Consider the following 17404-nt stretch of genomic DNA (forward strand, 5'->3'; position numbering starts at 1 on the left):
ATTGCCTGGGCCCCAGTGTTTCGAGGCGACCCAGCAGATCACCGGGGAAAAGAAGCGAAATGTAGGGGGTATCGGGTCCCGCTGGGTTGCGGACTACGAGCCCGTTCAACCGACCATCTGCCGCAGCCTGTTCGATGGCGGCGCCATCGTCGAGTGTCGACCCTGAACGGACCATTGCGTCAGCCCGAATCGGTCATTCGTTCCGTCGCCCGTAGTTACCAGGGGGATGGTCCCCGGGGCACGCCTGCTTCTTGTCTTCAACCGGCCGAACCGCTATGACTTTGCAGCTTCCCTTAGCTTCTTCACTGGTATCGCCTTGATACGCTTGGTCGCAAGTTTTTCCGGGAACCCGCGCTTTTCGCCCGTGATCGGGTCCGTGCCGAAGCGCTTCTTCTTCGACGGAACGGCCTGTGTGACGATCTTAAGAAAACCGGAAAGCGTGAACTCCCCGGCACCCCGCTTGTGAACCGAGCCGAGGATCGTGTCTTCCAGTGCGGCTAAAACCGCCTTAGCTGCCTTCGGCTCAACAAAAGCCCGTTCCGCCACTTGTCCGCAGTAGCTGGAAGGCACCACGACGAGACCGTCCACAGATAACGGCGACGGTTCCTAGATTTCATACAGATTTCTAAATCAATCGAACAATGGCTGATGTTCTACATCATCAATAAAGTAAGCGTATCGTTCAACCATGACCCTTTTCAGAGCTTTAAAATCTGGAGTCCTGGATTTGAGTTGGAGCCCCCATGTTTTCGCAACAATGGCGAGCTGAAAATCAAGTTTCATATGCAAAGATTCGCCGATAATTGCAGACTCCGGAATTTCAATCGCTTCGGCTGTCTCTTCGTTGCCCATGAATTCCATGGTGGCCTCTTGATTGCGTGCAAGTGTGTCTTCGCCTTCCCCGGTGGGAACGGGAAGTCGAAAATTAATGGCCGCATTACAGATTAAAAGTAGAATGTGCCAATCCAAATAACCCTGATGCCTCAATTCAACAACAAATGATTTAAATTCTTCAGACGTCCGTAGTCGACTTAATGTGAGGCGAACAGGAATCAGCGCTCGGGAATAACGATTTTTTATAAATTTCAATGACCGCTTTTTTGAATAGCCCGGTCCCGGGCCAGTTCTCCACGCGAGTGCGTTAGCTTCATGCAAACATGTATCTAACGAAGGTGTGTCAAGTCTCGTGCAACTGCGACGTATGGCTTCGTGCTCTTTCGACGCAAACTCACGCAACAACTCATGATATGGCCTGACAACGAACGTTTTTCCTGCGAGCCCATTTTTGAACGAGGATTCAAAGATCTTCATTATTTCTTGGTCACGCAACAAACTACAACCAGCCACAATTGCACTTGCCAATCCGTTGGCATAGCTTCCGAAATCTTCGGATGAACCTTGCAAAGGAAGATTAATTGACCACTTCATCGCATCGTTGCAATCCAATTCTTTAATTTCAAACTTCCCGATCGCCGATACTTTCGCCTGAATGGCAACCTTTGTTGGAAGCAGGTTTAATTCAACGTCTGCCATATCTGCGAGGATAATCTGCAGGCACGAAACCAACCCCTCGACTATTACGATAGTATCAACGCTGTTTTCGCAAGAAACCTCCCAGCAGATTCCCAGCGCACGCCACTCATATTTACGCTCTGCTCCGGCGTCAGAAAAGGGCTGCCCGTTTAGGTCGGTATGAATTCGCGCCCATACCAGATCATCCTCACACTTCATGACCCAGTCCAACGTATCAGTCGGCGGATCTAGGATCAAGTCATTAAGGCCATCAGGTAAAGGCCATTTTTCGAGGACAGTCGGCAGATAAGTCTTGACGCCGTCGTGTCCGAATCTTTCCCCTACCGCCTTCAGAATGAGGGCGTGCATGATAACGCTTTCGAAGTCCTGATGGCGTTCTAAATCATCTGGCGATGATCTGAATTGATATTGTGCAGCTCCGACTAAAGGTAACAAATCGATAAAATTCAACCATTCGCCGCCGCGGTAACATACATTGGCCAGTTGAATGAAAATCTTAGGCAGAAGACATTTGACCTGGTCTCCAGAGTGTTTGTGTACGAGAAAGGCGGCTGCAAGCGCGTAATATTTGGCAGCCCACATCAACCCCAAGTCCGCATACAATCGGGACAGCAGCAGCATTGACAGCACGGTGCCCTGTATCGTTTCTTCCGCAAACCATTTTATTTTCGCTCCATGCAATTCGCGTATAGCGCGAACTGGACGATCTGATTCGACGAATGCAATCGCCCTATCTCGGCACTTCTCGGCCGCGAGAAATCCTCGCGAGCGACCCTCAAGCAAAGCGTTGACGCGATCGGTCAGGGGACTAAACCGGGGATCGTCGCCTATGACAGGAACTAGTTCTGTAAGTAGATTAGCGAAACTTTCAAGCGCAAATAGCGGAGCGTGCCTAATTTCCCGGACAAGGCGATCCCACCATTTGAACGGAGAATCCCAATCTATCGTTGGCGTTGTGCCTCGCTGAAAGGGCAATGTCGCTGCGTAGGCCCGATCTTGCAACAGCTCACACTTGGTGTGAGCACCAGGGCTGTCCTTGAGCAGATTTTCAATGAGATGAATTAATTTTTTTGTCCAAATATGCAACTGGTTCGGGTCGAATGAAAATTCTCGAAGAACAAGAGCTGTCGAACAGTAACTCAACAAAACTACTGCATCGCCAATCTGCTGTGAGCTATCCAAAACATCTATTTTCGAGAAGTATTCGTTGACAATCGATGTATGGCTAGTGAGGTCGTTCTGGCCGCGCAGAGCGGCAACACAAATCTCGTATTGTGACCGTCGCGCCAAATCATCAGGCATCCCTTGTCCAATGAAGCTGCGGAGGACACCGATCCAGTCGGGAATGTCCACTTTTGCATCTTGGGTAAACGTCGCATGACGGATGCCGTACTTCACATCCATAAAATCGCCAAAGGATACCGGGCGAACTTTTTCAACAATCCATTTATTTCTTTGATGGCTGTATTTTTCATCCTCGCCAGTGGCGGAACGTGGGTACATCTCAGACGGAATATTAAGAAATTTCTGCGCTATCCAAAATAGTTCAATACGTGTCAATTGCTCGGCGAGTGCATTAACATCCAATATTTCGAGATGAACGCCATGGGTGTTGCTGCACCATGTTTGTAATGAGTGGCGCGCAGCGACGGGAATATCCTGATTGGAGAAAAAATAGATCGACTCCGGTTTTACCCCTGTTTTGCAAATCGAATTAACGTCACTTTCAATTTTTGCTTTCGGCTTCTTTTCAAGCGAACATGCCAAGACAGCACGTCGGCCATCGGAAAAGCTCCATGTCGTGGCGATCTGCGGAACGTTCGAGACGGCAGCATCGAACGTTTCGGAATCACGTCCTTGATCCCCGCCAGCGCTAACAGGACCAGTCGCCGGCAAAAAATTGGGAGAGATAGCCAGCCTTGCAAATTGATGACACAAATCCTCAAAAGTATGATGCTTATTCTTGACATTCAGACTTGCCAGTTGAAATCGTACATAGTCGCCCAGCGAGGTGATATCAGTCATAATTTCCTTTGGCGGAAGATGTACCTCAAGGCGACAATCAGGCAGCGATCGTCACCGTACGAAATGCCGCTCCGAGCCGTGGAAAGTAACCGCTCTAAATCCCTCTTTGGCAAATCTATCGCCGATTGTCGACGATCTATGCCTTAATGTCGAACGACCGAAACTGGCCGACTGCTGCCTGCTGGCGTTCAAGGCTGGATTGCGTCGCCGCCGAGGATCTGCATCAGAGTCTTCGCGTTACGCTGCCCCAGGTCCTCGTAATTTTTGTTCTCTACACCGACAACCGTTACCGGCGACAACGGAGGACCGTGAACGACCCGTTAGAGACCACTCAATGTCGCCGAAAGCAGCCGCCCGACGGCTCGACCACGTCGCCGCGCTACCACAGAGAAAGCTAGCGGCGCGGAGAATCATTGGAGCTGCTAGCGCCACCCCATTTGCGCTCCCGACCCGGCAACTCCTGCAGCATAGTCATGAACGCTCGCACCTTCGCGCTCAGAAGCCGGCGCGAATTGTAAAGGGCCCAGATTTCCACGGGCGAGCCCGCCGTTCCCCAACAGGCGAGTCTTCCTGTCGACACATCATGCTCAACCAGCAATCTGGGCAAGAGCGCCGCGCCCACGCCCTCGAGCACCGCGTCACGCACCATCAGCAACGATGACAGCCGCAACACGGGCATCGGCCTGATCGCTATCGCACCACCGTCTTCCGTTCGCATGTGCCATAACGCGCCTGACGGTGCCGCGGCCGACATAACGGCCGGCACCTCCAACCCGGTTGCATCGGGTGCCGGTCTCGAAGGTATCGACATGCCCGGCGCCGCGACCACGAGGCGCTCGTCACCGAGGATGCGCCGTCCCACGAGCTGCTCGCCATGCGCCGGGTCGATACGGATAACGAGGTCGTAGCCGTCCTCCACCGGATCCACGATGCGGTCTTCTGCAATGACCTCAAGTTCGACCTGCGGATAGGCGAGCGCAAAGCGCGCAGCGATCCGGCACAGCACGACATGCGCGAAAACGACAGGCGCGCTGATGCGCAGCCGCCCGCGCGCCACCGGGGCGCGTGAGGCGAGCGCTTCACCCGCCTCCTGAATTTCAGCCATGAGCCCCCGCGTGCGTTCATGAAGTGCAACGCCCTCTTCTGTCAGACGCAGCCTGCGTGAGCCTCGCTCGATCAGCCTGACGCCGAGGCTTTCCTCGAGCTCGGCCACGCGCCGCGAGAGGGTCGCCTTGGGGCGGTCGAGCGCCCGGCTGGCGGGCCCAAAGCCACCGTGCAGTGCAACTGCATTGAAATCGCCGAGCGACGTCAAATCCATGATCGTTCCGTTTACGAGACGAAGTGTATGAATTCTGGCACTTTCGACTGTTGAGCGAAACGACTATTGTTTGTCTCACGGGCGGACCCAGCCCATCCACTTCAAGGAGATACCCATGGCAGTCCTCGTTACAGGCAGCACGGGCGTGATCGGTAAGCAGGTTATCGAGCATCTGGGCGGCAGCGGTGCCGAGGTACGCGCGCTGACCCGCACACCGGAGAAAGCGCGATTTTCTGGTGGCGTCACCGCAGTGAAGGGCGACCTGTCCGACGTCGACGCGGTGCGGCAGGCGATGACCGGCGTCAGCACGTTGTTCCTGCTTGCGCCCAACGTCGCGGACGAGCTGACTCAGGCGGTGCAGACCATGAGCGTCGCACGGGAAGCGGGTGTGAAAGGCGTGGTTTATCTGTCGGTGTTCAAGGGCGCCGAATACGTCGACGTGCCGCACTTCACCAGCAAACACACGGTGGAGCGCATGATCGAACACCTCGACCTGCCGGTGACAGTGCTGCGCCCCGCGTATTTCATCCAGAACGACGTCCGGCAGAAAGACCCGCTGCTTTCGCACGGCGTCTACGGCATGCCAATTGGCGCGAAAGGCATTTCCATGGTCGACGTCCGTGATATCGGCGAGGCTGCCGCGCGCGAACTGCTGCGCCGCGAGCGTGGCTCAAACCCGCTGCCGGGCGAGACGTACGAACTCGTCGGTCCTGACGTGATCAATGCGCAGACCGTGGTTTCGATCTGGGCCGAGGCGCTGGGACGTCCCGTCCGCTACGGTGGCGACGATCTCGACGTCCTTGAGCAGCGCCTCAAGTCGGTTGCTCCTGCCTGGCTCGCATACGACATGCGGCTCATGATGGGCCGGTATCAGCAGGACGGCGCGGTCGCGTCCGGCGCGGACGTCGAGCGTCTGGCGACGTTGCTGGGACGGCAACCGAGATCCTATCGGGACTTTGCCGTCGCCATGGCTGCGGCGTGGGCTAAGGACTGACCTGCCAGGATACGCGATCGCGACTCTCAGAGGCTGGCACGCGCGACGGGGGGGGGCTTGACGGGGCCGACCCCTGCTCGCGGGTGTATTCCGCTGCTTATGAAGGCCGCGCGGATATCGACCCAGCGTGACACTCGTGGCTTCAGGGAGCGGACGTCCGTAAATCGTCTCCAGAAGCACGAACGATTCAACGCGTTTCCCGCCGACTTCAGTCAGGGCCTCGCATCCTCTGGCTTGGGGCTCCTGGCATCAGCAAAGCGGCTTTGTACCGCGACGAGTTGGTCATCAGTGGTCGCCACCAGCCACAACCGTGCGTGCTCCGCGATTTGGCGGTTGTGGTCCTTCAACGGGCCCATTGCCGCGGCGGACTTCCAGACCACGGGGCCAATTCGGCTGCTCCTGCCCGACGGCGCACCGACCAGCAGGCAGTATGGCCCAAGAGGAAGCGAGACAAACGGAAGGGCCGGACTAGCGCGCACGCGCCAGTCGATGAACGGCGCCTCGCTGATGAGCAGGGGCGTGGGCAAGCCGTAAAGCACACTGAAATCGTACAGCGCCAATTGCTCGCGCATGCCCGCGTAGATACGTCGGATATCGTCGACAACCGCAGCGCGGATTTCATCCTCGAACATGGGTTCTTGCGCATAGCGTGCGGCGGCCTGCCGGGCGCTCAACTGATATGCGCTGAACAGGCCGAGTTCCATGCAGTCCTGCACTGCGCGCTGGACCTCCACGATAGTGCCGGCCTCCTCGGGCCTGCCTAACTGCGCTGCCCTCAAAAACCGGGCGAGCCCCGCTTCCTGGATCGCAGGACCTTCCACAGGCGCATCGTCGTCAGCATCCTTGTCGAGCGGCACGTGAATGTATTCTTCGGCCGCGAAGCGCGACTTCTTGCCTTCGTCAAACTTGATTTCGCCATCGGTGCAGTCCAGATATCGGGTACCGATTCGGCCATGCTCCCAAACCCAATTCTTCAGGAGCGGACGTAGCGGATGCAATCTGTCTTGATTAGCCATCGAAGCCTCCAGGTACCCCAGTATAGATCCACATGACCGCTTGCTACGTTGGGGAGGGACATGGCATCAAATCTAACCAGCGGATCGGCCTTTTCAAATCAGGCTTTGGGTCTCGCTGGCCAGGCACAGACTGGCCAGATCGGGCCGCCCTCGAAATACTTGACGGGGACGGACTCAGGGCTTGTGGCAGCCGCTCAGCGACCTCGCAGAGCCGTTCGCGACCGTCTCAAATTGGTCGAGCTTGTGTAAAAACACGCTGATCGCCTGGACTGGATTAACTCATTCAGCGTGGGTGACCGGATGAAGCGATTCATAGAAGGTGAAGATCGCAAGCAGGTGACGCTGCTTCCAGAGTGCCTCGATGACTTCGTTGCCGAGGACAATCCGGTCAGGATTATCGAGGCGTTCGTTGAAGAGCTTGACCTTGCATCACTGGGCTTTGATGGCGCGATGCCGTCTACTACAGGTCGCCCGTCCTATCATCCAGCCGTGCTGTTGAAAATCTATATTTACGGTTACCTGAACCGGGTCCAGTCGAGCCGTCGGCTGGAACGTGAATGCCAACGCAATGTTGAATTGATGTGGCTCACGGGTCGTCTGGCGCCGGACTTCAAGACGATAGCCGACTTCCGTCGTGACAACGGCGCGGGAATTCGCAACGTGTGCCGCCGCTTCGTGATGCTGTGCCGTGAGCTGAAGCTGTTCTCGCAGGCGCTGGTTGCCATCGACGGCAGCAAGTTCAAGGCAGTCAACACTCGCGATCGCAACTTCACAGAGGGCAAGGTCGATAAGCGCCAGAAGCAGATCGAGGAGAGCATCCAGCGGTATCTGAACGCGCTGGAGACGGCTGATCGTACGCAACCCGCTGAGCTGGAAGCGAAGACAACTCGACTGCAGGACAAGATCGCGCGCTTGCGTGAGCAGATGCGAAAGCTCGAGCAGATCAAGGAGCAACTCAAGACTGAGCCTGACGGCCAGCTATCGATGACTGATCCTGATGCACGCTCCATGGCGACGAGCGGCAAAGGCTCAGGAATGGTGGGCTACAACGTACAGGTGGCAGTAGACGCCAAACACCACCTCATCGTCGCTCACGAGGTCACAAACTCTGGCAGCGACCGGGCACAGCTCAGTCCTATTGCGAAGGCTGCGCGCGATGCGATGGGCAGGACCAGACTGCGGGCAGTCGCCGATCGCGGCTACTACAGTGGTCCTCAGATCAAGGAGTGCGCGGATGCCGGGATTGCGGTAATGCTCCCCAAACCCACGACATCAAGCGCGAAATGCCATGGTCGATTTGATCGGGCCGACTTCATTTACATTGCACGGGATGACGAATACCAATGTCCTGCTGGCGAACGGGCAATTTACCGCTCCACGCGGGAGGAAACACGGTATGCAGCTGCGCCGTTACTGGAGCAGTGCCTGTCCTCAGTGCTCCATGAAATCACAGTGCACTCCAGGCACAGAGCGACGAATCACGCGATGGGAACATGAGTCGGTGCTGGAAGCAGTTCAACGTCGGCTCGACCGGACACCGGACGCGATGACAGTGCGCAGGCGAACCGTCGAACATGTCTTCGGCACGTTCACGCACTGGATGGGCTACACGCATTTCCTGACACGCAGGCTGCCCAACGTGGGGACCGAGATGAGTCTGAACGTACTTGCCTATAATCTGATGCGAGTGCTGAGAATCCCGGGGTTCAGGAAAACGATGAAAGCGATGCGGCTGGTGGGTGCATGAGCACCCCGTAGGTCCAAAAACTAACCCCTTGAACTTGTTTGGAGCGCGTTAGAGACGTTCAGCGTCTCGTCGTCGCCGCGACACCCCCAAAGACAGCCAAACGCGCCGACGGGCCAGGTTTCCCCGTCGCATTGCAACTCCGTCGAGTTTCCACACGGCCTGGGCCGAACCTTGCCAATCGTTGTGCGTTCGACAAGTGTCGTGTCATGACCGGCAGCACGCGACCCGGATCTGCCCTTCGCCCCAATGCGGACTCGGCGGCGGCTTTCAAAGTAGAACGGCCGCCTGGTGGTGCATCCGCGGTGCAGGCGCTTGCTGCCCATACGCAGTCGTTTTCGCCAGGGAGAACCGAGAACCCCTAGCGTCCACCTGGGTAGCCCGTCACAACGCAGTACGTGCGATACTTCTCTGCCATCGCCATGCTATGCCACCAGGATCTCGAATTTTGTTATACATCCGTAAGTATTCGTATTTTTCCGTGTCGCGATGAGTGATTCTCGCGAGCGGGGGAGGTTCTTGGGGCGATTAGGCTATGTCTTGATTGTAGTGCTGCTGCGCGTCTTCGCAGTCCTTCCCTATACGCTCGTCGCAAGGTTCGGCAGCGCGCTTGGGGCAATGTTATATGCACTTCCAGGCTCCCGAAAACATATCGCTCTCGTCAATCTGCGTCTCTGTTTTCCGGGCAAAAGCGAGTGCGAGTACGACGACCTTGCCAGAAACCATTTTCGCCACGTCGTTCGAAGCTATCTCGAACGAGGCATTCAATGGTTCGGCAGCGCGCAGAGGATACGAAAGCTGGTCCACATCGAAAGTCGAATCGATCTGGAAGACAGGAACGCTCCGCCGACCATCTTTCTTGGCTTCCATTTCGTGAGCATCGAGGTCGGCTGCATACTCTACTCAACGCGCGTGCCCGCCGCCTCACTATATACACGCATGTCGAACGCGCGCCTTTGCAGTCTAGCCAAGCGGCAACGCGGCAGATTTGGCGCCGAGATGATTGAACGTTCGACAAGCGCCAGAAAGATCGTCGGCTTACTTCGTTCAGGCAAACCAGTCATGCTGGCTGCTGACATGGATCACGGCATACACAACTCCGTTTTTGTGCCGTTTTTTGGCGTCCCCGCGTGCACACTCACTTCGGTTTCGCGCCTTGCTCGACTGGCCCATGCGCGGGTTGTACCATTCGTGACTGAAGTATTGCCCGACTACCGCGGGTATAAGCTGACCATCTTCGAGCCGCTCAGCGACTTTCCTTCAGAAAGTGAGACGATCGACGCGCGCCGAATGAATGAATTCCTTGAAACGCAGATCAATCGGTGCCCAGAGCAATATTACTGGGTGCATCGACGCTTCAAGAATCGTCCACCGGGCGTGCCAGGTGTGTACTGAGCACACCGTCCGTAAGGCATGCGACCGTTCCTGGTTGTGTGCTTCCGTGAGGTAACGCAATGAGCTCGACTGACAGGCATAGGTCCGCTATCTGAGTGGACCGGACGTTGGAGTGTCTGTCCGAATGCTCGAGCGTATGGCCGTTCGTGGCCGAACCCGGACCGATAGCTGAATTGAGAACCGCTTGCCGGCCCGCAGCGGATGATCGTCGCAAGTCCCCTTGTCAGCGGACACTGGTGCGCACTGATGTGCTGTTTCCTGGAATCGAGTGCGTGGTGTGGCGTGAGACGATGCGACCGGGAGCCCCCAGACGTCTGGGCGACGGTGTGGGGCGAGCGATTTCTTTGCGAATTGGACATGTGCGAATTGCTTTCGGCTCGGCGCGGACGACCTTTCCTATCGATGGACTTGCTGCGGGCGCAAGGAGGTTGCACGCGCGGAGCGCGAGTCGCAGTTGCAACAAATCGTTGAGGATCAAGCCCATGTCAACGAAGAGCGGGCACGGACAGGGCGCGCAGCGACGCATCCAGGTACTGATTGGCGCAATCGCATTCATTCTAATTGTGACTGCCGGGTGGATCATTCACCAGACTCGGACGGTCGCACGCCAGACTTCCCTGGCGTTGGCGTCGGCCGCGACAACGGCGAACGACGCGGGAAATTATGACCGCGCAATGCGCTTCGCGATGCTGGCGATGGGCAACGGTTGGCTCTCGCCGGGATCGGCAGAAGCAGAGCTTGAGCTTATGCGTGGCGCGCAAGCATCAGTGCAGATTGCGTTGCTCGGCGGCCATCAGAATGCGGTTGATTCCGCCGTCTTCAGCCCGGACGGTAAGCGGGTGGTGACCGCGTCCTGGGATGGGACGGCGCGGGTGTGGGACCTGGCCACGGGTAAACAGATTGTGCAGCTCAGTGGCCATCAGAATCTGGTCTATTCTGCCGCCTTCAGCCCGGACGGCCAGCGGGTGGTGACTGCGTCCGCGGACAGGACCGCGCGGGTATGGGACGCGGTTACGGGCAAACAGATTGCGCAGCTCAGCGGGTATCAGGATCTGGTTTATTCCGCCGCCTTCAGCCCGCACGGCCGGCGCGTGGTGACTGCGTCCGCGGACAGGACCGCGCGGGTGTGGGACGCGGCTACGGGCAAACAGATCGCGCAGCTCAGCGGGCATCAGAAACCGGTCTTTTCCGCCGCCTTCAGCCCGGACGGCCGGCGCGTGGTGACCGCGTCCGCGGACAGGACCGCGCGGGTGTGGAATGCGGCGACTGGCCACGTGATCGCACAGCTCACCGGGCATCGGGAACCGGTAAGCTCCGCGGTCTTCAGCCCGGACGGCCGGCGCGTGGTGACCGCGTCCGATGACAAGACCGCGCGGGTGTGGGATGCGGCGACCGGCCAGGTCATCGCGCAGCTCATAGGGCATCGGGGAGCGGTTTTCTCCGCCGCCTTCAGCCCGGACGGCCAGCGCGTGGTGACAGCGTCCGATGACAACACCGCGCGGGTGTGGAACGCGGCGACCGGCCAGGCGATCCTGCAGCTCACTGGGCATCGCGGACCGGTGAGCGCCGCCGCCTTTAGCCCGGACGGCCAGCGCGTGGTGACCGTGTCCGATGACAAGACCGCGCGGGTGTGGGATGCGGCGACCGGCCAGGTGATCGTGCAGCTCACCGGACACGAGGGGCCGGTGAATTCCGCCGCCTTCAGCCCGGACGGTCAGCGGGTGGTGACTGCGTCCCGTGATAGGACCGCGCGCGCGTGGGACGCGGCGATGGGCATCTTGCTGCTCAGAGGGCATCAAGGGTCAGTTATTTCCGCCGCCTTCAGCCCGGACGGCCAGCGGGTGGTGACCGCGTCCCATGATCGGACCGCGCGGGTGTGGGACGCGGCCACCGGCAAACAGATCTTGCTCCTCAGCGGTCATCAGGGCCCGGTTGATTCCGTCGCCTTCAGCCCGGACAGCCAACGGGTGGTGACCGCGTCCCGGGACGGGACCGCGCGGGTGTGGGACGCAGCCACCGGCAAACAGATCTTGCTCCTCAGCGGTCATCAGGGCCCGGTTGATTCCGTCGCCTACAGCCCGGACGGCCAGCGGGTGGTGACCGCGTCCCGGGACAGGACCGCGCGGGTGTGGGACGCGAGCACGGGCAAACAGATCGCGCAGCTCAGCGGGCACCAGGATCTGGTTTATTCCGCCGCCTTCAGCCCGGACGGTCGGCGCGCGGTGACCGCGTCCGCGGACAGGACCGCTCGGGTGTGGGACGCGGCCACCGGCAAACAGATCGCCCAGCTCGGTGGGCATCAGGGACCGGTTTTCTCTGCCGCCTTCAGCCCGGACGGCCAGCGCGTGGTGACCGCGTCCGCGGACGGGACCGCGCGGGTGTGGGACGTGGCCACCGGCAAACAGATCGCCCAGTTCGGTGGGCATCAGGGACCGGTTTTCTCTGCCGCCTTCAGCCCGGACGGCCAGCGCGTGGTGACCGCGTCCGCGGACGGGACCGCGCGGGTGTGGGACGCGGCGACCGGCGAGGTGATCGCGAAGCTCACCGGACATCAGGGACCGGTTTTCTCCGCCGCCTTCAGCCTGGACGGCCAGCGGGTGGTAACTGCGTCCGCGGATCAGACCGCGCGGGTGTGGCCTATCCGATGGCTCATGCAGAAGCGAGGTCAGAGCATGGCTAAAGCCGTCTGTAGGGAAAAGCTCGTGGGAGCAAACCTGCTCACAACCGATGATGAAGCCGCTCTTTCTCTCGTACGCGGGCGCCGGGGCGAAAACGTATGTGGATCGTAACTCGCCGACCGGTCGGAGCGAGCCGCAACGATACGTTTGGCCAGCGCGACCAATTGCTTTCCAATCTTCCTGACTAGCTCTCACATTGAAGTCTGCGGCCATGAGAAGGTCCATCGCCTACTCGTAGGTCCGCTCATGTTTTCCTCTGCACCGAGAGCCGCTCATCCGGCGTTCATTGCGTTGCATCGACCGGTTGAATCCGCCCAATCTACGTCGGTCAGTCGCTGCTGCTGCTGAAGTCGTCGTACCGCGCCGAATGGGGGTTTCCGGGCGGCAGTATCCGGGCCGGTGAGACACCTGCTGCTGCGGCGCTGCGCGAGATGGAAGAGGAGATCGGACTTGCGTCTCACCCCTTACTGCCGGCAGGCAGCGCCGCCGGCATGTGGGACGGGCGAAGAGACCGGGTACATTTCTTCGAACTGCGCCTCGATTGCCTACCCGAACTGCGGCTCGATAATCGCGAGATCGTCGCCGCGCATCTGGCGTCGCCGGAGCAATTGTCTGGCTTCGCCGTGACAGGCGCGGTCGCTGCGTATCTCGGCAGGGATGTCCGCGGCTAGTCGAGCCGTTTTTCTTGCATGACCATTCGAGTCCGCGTGACGCTGCGCGAGGCGCGGGACTTCCAGGCATCAGGGTTACAGCCCCACGGTTTTCAACGCTTCCTGATTCGCCAGCATGGCATCGATAAGAGCGCGAGCCTTGCGGTCGACGCACGTGAGAGCAACACTTTCCGACCCGTAGGTAACGGCATCGGCTAAGTCACCGGTGACGTGCTGTTTTCTTGTCCTTCTGCGCAACGACCACGTGACGCGATATGTCAGCGCGATTCCATCGGACAAACGGGCCGTCCGCGGCTCAATGTGCGCTTCGATGACGAATCCGCGATAACGCCCGACAATGTGATGTTTCATTGATTGACTTCACCGTCTTTCGCCTTCATCGCTCGCCTCTCAATGCACGACGCCAAAGAACAAAATTGCGCCTTCGGCCGGCGTCAGGCCCGCCTTGAAGTAGCCTTCGAGCCGGTCGGCTGTCGCTTCATCGAGCGTGAAGGGCGGATGGACGTAGCCTACGGCGAATGCATGGTCGTACCAGTCGTTGAGCCACGCGCGCAGCTCTATCACGTCCTGCGGCAGTGTGTTCGAAGCATCGTCGTGCATGTGCATTTCCCCGGCTGGCTGAACGATCAGGCCGCCATGCGGCCTATCCCCATTTCCGGACGGCGCTGGCCCGGCGGAAACACGTGCCATGTGCCGTCGGCATGGCGAAAGAAGAAGAGTGAAAACGCCCCGGTCGGCAGATCGATTTGAATGCGCACCCGGCATGTTCCACCCGAGCGCGAGCGGTTCAGCAGACGCACGCGCGCCCCTCGTGGCCCCGTCGGGCCAATGAGTTTTTCGACCTGAGAACGCAGCGATGTGTTCCCCGCCATGATTTTCCCCGCGATGCCCGATGATTCGATGCTATGGCGATCGGTGCATGCGTCCAATCGGCGCCGGCCGGAATGTCGTTTCAGGAATCACTGGTTTCAGCCGTCAGGACTTCCTGAACCGGAACAGCATGTAGAACGGCATTTAAGCGTCCTTGCCCATCTGCGGGGGCTTTCGCCATGAATGACACTAAGGATTTCCTGACACGCGAATCAGGAAGTCACACCCTGATTTTCCAGCGGGCGCTGAATGCGACACACGTTCTGCTCGTAGATGATGAGCCATCGAAATGCAATGTCGAATTGATGCAACATGATCGGCTATCTATCGGAGCGGGAATACGTCATCGAGCAAATCGACGCGATATGTCTGCGACTGTTCGACACCTGGTGCGAGACGCGCAGCGTGACATCGCTTGCGTATTTGATGCACTGCTGGCCGTTGATAGACAGCACGACCAACGCGCTCAGGCGTCTGGGCGAAACCATGCGCGAGTTGCGGCGCAATCACGCGGACCAGATCGACGAGTATGACTTTCGCGCGCTGTGCGAGGTGGCCGACCTCATCGACGAACTGACCTTGCCGCGCACGGTCCGACTGATCGCGGTGGCGGGCGAGGTGTCGCACTAGCGAACGGCAACGCCGGCCAGGCGCGCAACTGCTTACAGGCACGCATGCGGCGGCTGTGAGGCCACGGGGCGCGCCGTTTCATCGGACGTTTGAAACCCGGAGCGGGCGTGATGGACCAGGCGCCGGCATCGAGTGCAGAATAGGACGACCACAACGGCGGCACTCGCGGGGATATATGGCGCTCGACATTTTCGACGCATGGTGGAGCGGGCTCCTGCAACCCGCTGAGCGGTATCTCGAAGGGAACACCGCATCATGAGCCATCTCGCCGCTCCGGTCGCGTATACGGGCACGATTCTGATCGTCGACGATACGCCGGGGAATCTTGGCGTGGTTGTCGACAGTTTCGAGGCGCGCGGCATTCGCGTGCTGGTGGCGCTCGACGGTATCGAAGCGTTGGAGCGCGCAGCCTTCTCGCAGCCCGATGTGATCCTGCTCGACGTGAAGATGCCGGGCATCGACGGCTTCGAGACCTGTCGGCGCCTCAAGCGCGATGAGCGCACGCGCGATATCGCCGTCATATTCATGACCTCGCTGATGGACAACGAGGACCGCGTCGAAGGCTTTCTGGTGGGCGGTGTCGATTATGTGACCAAGCCATTGCGCGTCGATGAGATGGTCGCGCGCGTTGGCGTGCACCTCGAGCTGCGGGTGATGCACAAGCAGGTTCTCGCGCAGAACCGGCAACTGCTGGCGGAAGTCGCCGTGCGCAAGGAAACGGAGGCCGCGCTATCGCAAGCGCGCGACGATCTGGAGCGACGTGTCGCATTGCGCACCGAAGAGCTGGCGCGCGCCAACGCCAACTTGCGGGCGCAGATCGACGAGCGGCGGCGCGCGGACGCGCGCCTGCAGGCAAGCGAGGCTCGCTTTCGCGCGATTGTCGAAACGAGTCCGGTGCCGCTGTGCATCACCTCGATGCCGGATGGGCACATCCTGTACACAAACCCGCCGCTGCGCGAACTCTTCGGCATGGACGAAGGCTCGTCCGCCAATATCGCGGATTTCTACGCCGAGCGGGGCGAGCGCGAGCGTCTGATCGAACATCTGCGGACCAAGGGTGGCTTGCGCAACACGGAGATACAGTTCCGGCGCCAGGACGGTACCCGGTTCTGGGCGATGGCGACGGCGCGCGCCGCGACTTACGACGATTCTCCGGCGATCTATGTGGGCCTGAATGACATTACGGGGCGCAAGCAGATGGAACAGGAACTCGTCGAATCGCGCGAGCAGCAGCGCGAACTGTCCGCGTACATGGAGGCGATTCGCGAGGAGGAGAGAAAGCGCATTGCGATGGAAATTCACGACGAGCTGGGGCAATTGCTGACCGCGCTCAAGATGGACGTGTCTCTGCTCAAAATGCGCATCGCGCACGACGCGGAAGCGACAAAAAAAGCCGACGATATGCGCCAACTGGTCGAAGGCACGATCTCGATGGTGCGCAATGTCGCGAGCCATCTGCGGCCCGCGGCGCTTAACTTCGGCATCGTGTCTGCGCTCGAATGGCTTGTCGACGAGTTCAACCGCCGCAATGCCATTGCGTGTGAATTGCGCATCGAAGGCGGCGAACCCGCGCTGTCCGACGCCCATGCAACGGCCCTGTTCCGCATTGCACAGGCTTCGCTGACGAACGTCGCGCGTCATGCCGCCGCCACACGTGTCGAGGTGACGCTTGTTTCGACGGCTGCACAGCTCTTGCTGCATGTGCGTGACGACGGATGCGGCTTCGATCAGCAAGTGGTGAGTCGCGACTATTCATATGGCCTGCTCGGCATGAACGAGCGCGCGCGGCTGATCGGCGGATCGCTTTCGATCGACAGCTCGCCGGGCGCGGGCACCATGGTTTCGATTCATATTCCGCTCGATGGCGGAGCTCGAACATGATCAGGATACTCATTGCGGACGATCATGCGATAGTCCGTGGCGGACTCAGACAGATCATCGCGACCACGAGCGATATCGTCGTCGCGGCGGAAGCGGCGCAAGGAGCGGAAGTGATCGACAAGCTGCGCTCGTGCGCGCTCGATCTTCTATTGCTCGACATGACGATGCCCGGCATCAGCGGCGTCGCTCTGATCCGCAGGGTACGGGCGGAACATCCTTCGTTGCCGGTGCTGGTGCTGAGCATTCACGACGAGGCTCAGGTCGCGTCTCGCGCGCTGCGCGCGGGAGCAACGGGATATCTGACCAAGGACAGTGACCCGGAGGTGCTGCTCGCGGCAATCCGCAAGCTCGCGGACGGCGGCCGTTTCATCGATCCGAAGCTCGTCGATGCGATGGTGTTCGATACACAGCGCGGCGACGTGCCGCCGCATGAAGTACTGTCGGACCGCGAATTCGAGGTCCTGCAGATGCTCGCGGCAGGCAGGAGCATCAATGAAATTGCCCAGGCATGTGCCCTCAGCGCGAAAACGATCAGCACACACAAGATGCGGTTGATGCAGAAACTCGGGCTTTCCAACAACGCTGAGGTGATCCGGTACGCGATCCGGCATGGCATGATCGTCGAGTAGAAAACGAAGGATGATGCGGT

General features: G+C 59.3%; 14 protein-coding genes and 2 pseudogenes. 9 read left to right on the plus strand and 7 right to left on the minus strand.

The window, feature by feature from the left end; translation table 11 throughout:
• Positions 1-273: 273 nt before the first annotated feature.
• The 3 genes and pseudogenes from OKW29_RS05815 to OKW29_RS05825 all read right to left on the minus strand — a co-directional run.
• Positions 274-552: pseudogene (locus tag OKW29_RS05815) on the minus strand (HU family DNA-binding protein); the annotation flags it as partial.
• Between the two features lie 78 nt (positions 553-630).
• Complete coding sequence (locus OKW29_RS05820) at positions 631-3558, minus strand: hypothetical protein (protein WP_429290308.1); 2928 nt, start codon at positions 3556-3558, stop codon at positions 631-633.
• 394 nt (positions 3559-3952) lie between these two features.
• Positions 3953-4876, minus strand: a complete 924-nt coding sequence (locus OKW29_RS05825) for a LysR family transcriptional regulator (protein WP_429290309.1) — start codon at positions 4874-4876, stop codon at positions 3953-3955.
• A gap of 115 nt (positions 4877-4991) precedes the next feature.
• On the opposite strand from OKW29_RS05825, the gene OKW29_RS05830 reads away from it, so the two are divergent.
• Positions 4992-5870: an NmrA/HSCARG family protein gene (locus OKW29_RS05830; protein ID WP_429290310.1), complete on the plus strand. Its 879-nt coding sequence runs from the start codon at positions 4992-4994 to the stop codon at positions 5868-5870.
• Positions 5871-6082: 212 nt separating this feature from the next.
• Here the strand turns inward: OKW29_RS05830 and OKW29_RS05835 are convergent, their stop codons facing one another.
• Positions 6083-6886 (minus strand): hypothetical protein, encoded by an 804-nt coding sequence (locus tag OKW29_RS05835; protein ID WP_429290311.1) that lies wholly within the window; start codon positions 6884-6886, stop codon positions 6083-6085.
• 300 nt (positions 6887-7186) lie between these two features.
• On the opposite strand from OKW29_RS05835, the gene OKW29_RS05840 reads away from it, so the two are divergent.
• The 5 genes and pseudogenes from OKW29_RS05840 to OKW29_RS05860 all read left to right on the plus strand — a co-directional run.
• Entirely contained in the window at positions 7187-8383 is a 1197-nt protein-coding gene (locus OKW29_RS05840; protein ID WP_429290312.1) for an IS1182 family transposase, read from the plus strand.
• Positions 8328-8633: a transposase gene (locus OKW29_RS05845; RefSeq protein WP_429290313.1), complete on the plus strand. Its 306-nt coding sequence runs from the start codon at positions 8328-8330 to the stop codon at positions 8631-8633. Before OKW29_RS05840 ends, OKW29_RS05845 begins: the two co-directional genes overlap by 56 nt.
• A gap of 486 nt (positions 8634-9119) precedes the next feature.
• The gene (locus OKW29_RS05850) at positions 9120-10025 is read left to right on the plus strand and encodes a lipid A biosynthesis lauroyl acyltransferase (protein ID WP_429290314.1); all 906 of its coding nucleotides are present in this window, start codon (positions 9120-9122) and stop codon (positions 10023-10025) included.
• Positions 10026-10507: 482 nt separating this feature from the next.
• Positions 10508-12814, plus strand: a complete 2307-nt coding sequence (locus OKW29_RS05855) for a WD40 repeat domain-containing protein (RefSeq protein WP_429290315.1) — start codon at positions 10508-10510, stop codon at positions 12812-12814.
• 206 nt (positions 12815-13020) lie between these two features.
• Positions 13021-13374, plus strand: a pseudogene (locus OKW29_RS05860) (NUDIX domain-containing protein); the annotation flags it as partial.
• A 75-nt stretch (positions 13375-13449) separates the two neighbouring features.
• Here OKW29_RS05860 and OKW29_RS05865 read toward each other — a convergent pair.
• The 3 genes from OKW29_RS05865 to OKW29_RS05875 are packed head-to-tail and all read right to left on the minus strand — an operon-like array spanning position 13450 to position 14246.
• Positions 13450-13725: a hypothetical protein gene (locus OKW29_RS05865; protein ID WP_429290316.1), complete on the minus strand. Its 276-nt coding sequence runs from the start codon at positions 13723-13725 to the stop codon at positions 13450-13452.
• 39 nt (positions 13726-13764) lie between these two features.
• Positions 13765-13974 (minus strand): hypothetical protein, encoded by a 210-nt coding sequence (locus tag OKW29_RS05870; protein WP_090811076.1) that lies wholly within the window; start codon positions 13972-13974, stop codon positions 13765-13767.
• Between the two features lie 26 nt (positions 13975-14000).
• Positions 14001-14246 (minus strand): hypothetical protein, encoded by a 246-nt coding sequence (locus OKW29_RS05875; protein ID WP_429290317.1) that lies wholly within the window; start codon positions 14244-14246, stop codon positions 14001-14003.
• 310 nt (positions 14247-14556) lie between these two features.
• Between OKW29_RS05875 and OKW29_RS05880 the strand changes: the two genes are divergently transcribed.
• From OKW29_RS05880 to OKW29_RS05890, 3 genes are all read left to right on the plus strand, one after another.
• Complete coding sequence (locus OKW29_RS05880; RefSeq protein ID WP_429290318.1) at positions 14557-14874, plus strand: hypothetical protein; 318 nt, start codon at positions 14557-14559, stop codon at positions 14872-14874.
• 255 nt (positions 14875-15129) lie between these two features.
• A complete protein-coding gene (locus OKW29_RS05885; protein ID WP_429290319.1) occupies positions 15130-16755 on the plus strand; it encodes a response regulator in 1626 nt (541 codons plus the stop codon).
• On the plus strand, positions 16752-17384 hold the full coding sequence (locus OKW29_RS05890; protein ID WP_184071954.1) for a response regulator: 633 nt from the start codon (positions 16752-16754) through the stop codon (positions 17382-17384). Before OKW29_RS05885 ends, OKW29_RS05890 begins: the two co-directional genes overlap by 4 nt.
• The last annotated feature ends 20 nt before the right edge of the window (positions 17385-17404 follow it).

Origin of the sequence: Paraburkholderia sp. CI3 (assembly GCF_050436505.1) — a bacterium.
Lineage (GTDB): Bacteria > Pseudomonadota > Gammaproteobacteria > Burkholderiales > Burkholderiaceae > Paraburkholderia > Paraburkholderia tuberum.